Consider the following 4327-nt stretch of genomic DNA (forward strand, 5'->3'; position numbering starts at 1 on the left):
ATATCAAATAATCGGGAAAGTGCCCCAAAAAGGGGCATGAGTTGGTCGCCGGGGTGGCTCCCTGGGCAGGATCGCCGAAATAAAAGTTGGAAACAAGAAATGACAATCGCTGAGGACTTTTGACTCACGAAATAAAAGTTGGATGATGATTTCCAAGTAGCGGCGTCCGAGTTCGAAAAGTTCTTTAACGCTACGGGAAGGAACAAATCATCCATAGAATCAGTGTTACACTCTTGCGAAGACGTAGTTTCTAGCTGCTCGATCGGAGGAGAAGAAATGAATGGAAGAAACTGTTGTTCGGACATGGAATATCTTGCGACCCCCAAAGGAATTTGCTTTGTTCGTCATTCCCAGCAACACCAGAAAGAACCGGGAGTGAGCCACGGTATGAAGTTCCACTTGAAAATCGATGCCTACACAAACAAAAGCCGAAATCAAACTGACAGGGACGGATTCGACCTGTACTTATTCGACAGTAACACGGAAGTGAGTAGCATCCAAGCTCCTCTCACCCTTGGATCCGGTAACCGCTACATGGTCGAAATGGAACTCCAGAAGAAAAGGATGTTCACTCACAAGTGCAGGGAAGAGAGACAGAAGTGGAAACGTCATCGAGAACTAAAAGAAAACATACACACAGACAAGAGATTCCGGTGCTTTAAAAGTAGGATCAAAGAAGAATGCGGTTGCGTCCCCGTTGCGAGTCTATGGAGCAAAACAGCAGAACCAGAGGCAACCTGCCCCATTTGTACCACTAATCAAACTGAACACTGCGCAAGAAAATGGCTGGAGAATTGGAGCATTGAGTTGGACGCGGAAATGGAGTGGCGAGACGGGATCCGGGAAAAAGATCGTTTGTGTAAGCCGAAAGTTCCTTGCAGTCGGCTTTTCTGGAGTACGAAAGAACGACATTTCCCAATGAAAGTGCTCAGGAGTGCGCTGGAAATTTGTTACTTGCGCTTCATAAATTTTTCGCCAATACCTTTCGATACCTGTATTTTTCATGTTCGACGCTTAACAGGATGCTCGGATGTTGACCCGTTGTAACTTTTATGTCGTTTGCAGATCATTTGCACGGTTTGGAAAGCATTTCTCGAAAAATGTGCATCCTCTGTTTTAAGATGCAGCAGCAATTGTACTGTTTGTGGCATGGGTGGGAAACTCGTTTATTCGTGCAAGCACTGCAGGATGTCGACGATACAGTACTATCGTGTCCCACGTGCTGGCAATCCATTTCTAAACGTCGATTCATGAGCAAAACAAAAAATACTTGGTTGACAGAAGTAAAACACAACAGAAAGTCAAAATTGAGCTATCGAGGTTTTCGAATTGCTTTTTCCACAGAAAAATACCAAACAAATCACTTTTTCCATGGTGCCCAAAATTTCCGTCCTTGTTTGCCTTTAGGGACTTTGACGATGGCTTTGATCTTGTCTAAAAAAGAGCAAGTTATGACGAGGACCGAGCATCATTAATTAAATACCTGTTGGAGGCGGTAGGCGATCTTCTGAATAATGCGACAGTGAACTGCTCTCGGACCACGCTTCCCCCACGCTGCTGCTTTTGTGCAGACTGTACATCGTCAACATGGGAGGACCCGACCCCGGTTCATTAAGCGACAGAGTGGACGGTTGCCTCGGAGCTGTATCACTACTTTTAGGTGGCTGCGACTTCAACCTCCGCAGCAGATTCTTGATGGGATTTTTCGAAGAAGCTTCTATTGGTGCCGGTAGCTGCTCGTCGTCTCCACCGAGTTTCATGCTGTTAATTTTGATAGCACTGGGATGCCTCAGAGAAATGCCTGGATTTCGCCCAGCCGCTTTCCCCTCTGGCACAATGACGTTGTCGTAATCGTCATCCGCATCGTGTGCTTTCTGCTTGGAGCTCTTACTTTCTGCAAAGTCTTGTGGTTTCGGTGGCGGAGCAGTAGATGGGACCACTGGGACGATAGCTCGTATCGGAAGCATGTCACTCAGATTGCTCGAGTGAATCTGTTGGAAAGCCCTTCTTGAAGAGTGTCTTCTCAGTTGTTGACTGCGTCCCTTTTCACTGGGCGCCTGATAAAGGTCATAGTTTCCAGTTAATGACGTTTCCATGGATGGCCCAGCAGGGATTCTCGACTCCGTCGGCCTGAATGGAATAGGCGCAGGAATTGTACCTTTCCCTGGCGGCTGCGAAGTCACAACGGGCAGTTTTGGAGGAGATTTCTCATTTTCTTGCATGGGTTCAAACATAGTTTTCATACTGACAACTTTCGATTCCCCCAGTTTTTCCTGGTTTATGGTCATGAATGTATTTCGGAATCCATTTTTAACATCATTAAATTGATCGCCACCACGGCTGTATTCTTCTGCTTTGAACTGAGGGCGAAATATGTCACTGTTATGCGACTGAGTCTGGCCAAGGTTTCCTCGTTCGTACTGAGACTGCCCAAAATTTGACAAAGTGGAATCCAAGAGAACCTTCTGTGCCTCATTGAAATCTTCGTAAAGGTTAACCCTCTTCGGAGTTTTTGGCTCCGGCTTCTTCTCCGGCACTGTGCTAGTGATAGGTTGTTCTGGAACGAATGTCTTTGCACTCTGAGGCTCAGGTACATCTTCCGGAAGAGCAGAAAAATCCACCCCATATTTCGCAATTCCTGCAGTAGGGAAGGCTCTGGAGGACAGCTCTTGTTCTTCTGTGTTCAGTTCCAATTCTGCCACCAAGTGGTCAACAGTCTGCAAAGCTTCGCTTCCGAGGTTCCGTTTATTCCTTAAGAACCTTTGATTGTGTTCAGGTTTCTTCTGATTTCGCGAAGGTTCTGCTTCAGTCAACGTGTTGGAACTGGAGTAGTTCATGCTTTGCTCACCAGTCTGGGGAGCTTCCAACACTCTTCCTGGTTTCTGTGGCGTGGGTTCAATATTTGCTTGTTTCTGCTTCCGCCACTCCGGGTAACTGTTGCCTCTAATGATTGGAAGACTTCGAGTTGACTCCGCATAACGGTAACTGTGCTTCTGCTGCAGGCCCCCGTCTTCATCTGACATGTTGAAAGCCTCCGGTTGCTTTTGAGGCGTACCGACACTCTGTTGTTTCAACTGAAAGTAGGCGGAGTGCGGCGGTTTCTTGTCTGCCGACGGACTTCTTCTTCCGCGGTCGGAATCATTATCGCTGAGTCTTCCGAAGAAATCGGCCTTGCGCTTTACGTGTCCAAGATTGGCTTTCACATCCAACAATCGTTCGTCTGCACAAGCATGTCTCTCTATAAATTTCCCCACTTTGACTCGAGCAGAATCCACCGATGACAAGGAATCTTTTCGTGGCGGCGGAAAGGGAACCGAAACATCTTGGAAACTTGCGTACCTCACTGGAGAAGGTTTGATCACAGCTTGATGCTTCTGGGGAACTAAATCTGGAATTTTCAGTGCTGCCAAGATCTCTTTCCCGGTGATGGCTGCAATTTCGGCAGAAGCACTGCCAACAGAATGCAGGTCGGCCTCTGCTGGACCGAACTGAAGGAGATCAGGTTTCGGATCTGGGTCAGTTGCCAAAGAATGAAGATCATCCTCCAGCCACTTTTTCGTAAAATCGAGTTTTCCATTCTCAGTTGGAGGTGCAGTGTTGGTCTGCCGGTTCTGATCAGGATCGATCTGAGGAACACGTACAGCTTTTGAGCTAGGAGTAAACAGTTGGAATGAGCGCTCGTGACTATCGGCCTGCCTTTCCCACCTGAAAATAATAAGAAGCTTCACGTTCTTCCACTTCACGCTTGTGCCCAGAAAGGCAAGAAATTCATACTGTTATCTGTTAACCATAGAAATGTGTGCATGGCATTTGTTGAGCAAGGATAGGTTTCGATGTTCGGGGAGCATGTTCGCGTGTGAAATTTTGAATTGATGGAACACTTACCCTCGCCCGACCAAAGTATTCCTTTGCGGAGTTTTCTTTCCAGCGTCGTCTGCTTCTTTTCTGATCTCTTCGTAAATGTGATCGAGGTGATCCATAGCATCCCTGAATCTACTTCTGTTCTCTTGATGCTTTTGTCTGGCCAGCCTTAGCATTTCATCAACTTTCTTGGCAGCAGCTTCTAATGAGCTGCTTTTTGCACTGCCTGCCGAGACCCAAGAATCATTACTGGCTGTTGAAGCTGTTCTCTGAAGGGCCGGAAAGGAACCGGGAAACATTTGTTTGTTCTGAACAAGCCCAGATGGTTCTGTTAGCGAACCACCACCTGGCTCCACATGTCCATACTGTGGTTTCGAAAAGTTTTCAGAACGCGGTCGAAAAGGCTGAGGTCTAGCAGTGAGTACAAAAGTGAGATCTTTCATGCTGCTCGTCTCCGAATTTGCAG

2 protein-coding genes are annotated in these 4327 nt (G+C 47.0%); both read right to left on the reverse strand.

Features of this window, described 5'->3' with window-relative positions; genetic code table 11:
- Positions 1 to 1475 precede the first annotated feature (1475 nt).
- On the reverse strand, positions 1476 to 3728 hold the full coding sequence (locus B6S08_RS18345; RefSeq protein ID WP_141202219.1) for a hypothetical protein: 2253 nt from the start codon (positions 3726 to 3728) through the stop codon (positions 1476 to 1478).
- Positions 3729 to 3881: 153 nt separating this feature from the next.
- Positions 3882 to 4327, reverse strand: a 446-nt coding sequence (locus tag B6S08_RS18350) for a hypothetical protein (protein ID WP_211284272.1), incomplete at its 5' end; no start/stop codon positions are given.

Source organism: Oceanimonas doudoroffii (assembly GCF_002242685.1).
GTDB lineage: Bacteria > Pseudomonadota > Gammaproteobacteria > Enterobacterales > Aeromonadaceae > Oceanimonas > Oceanimonas doudoroffii.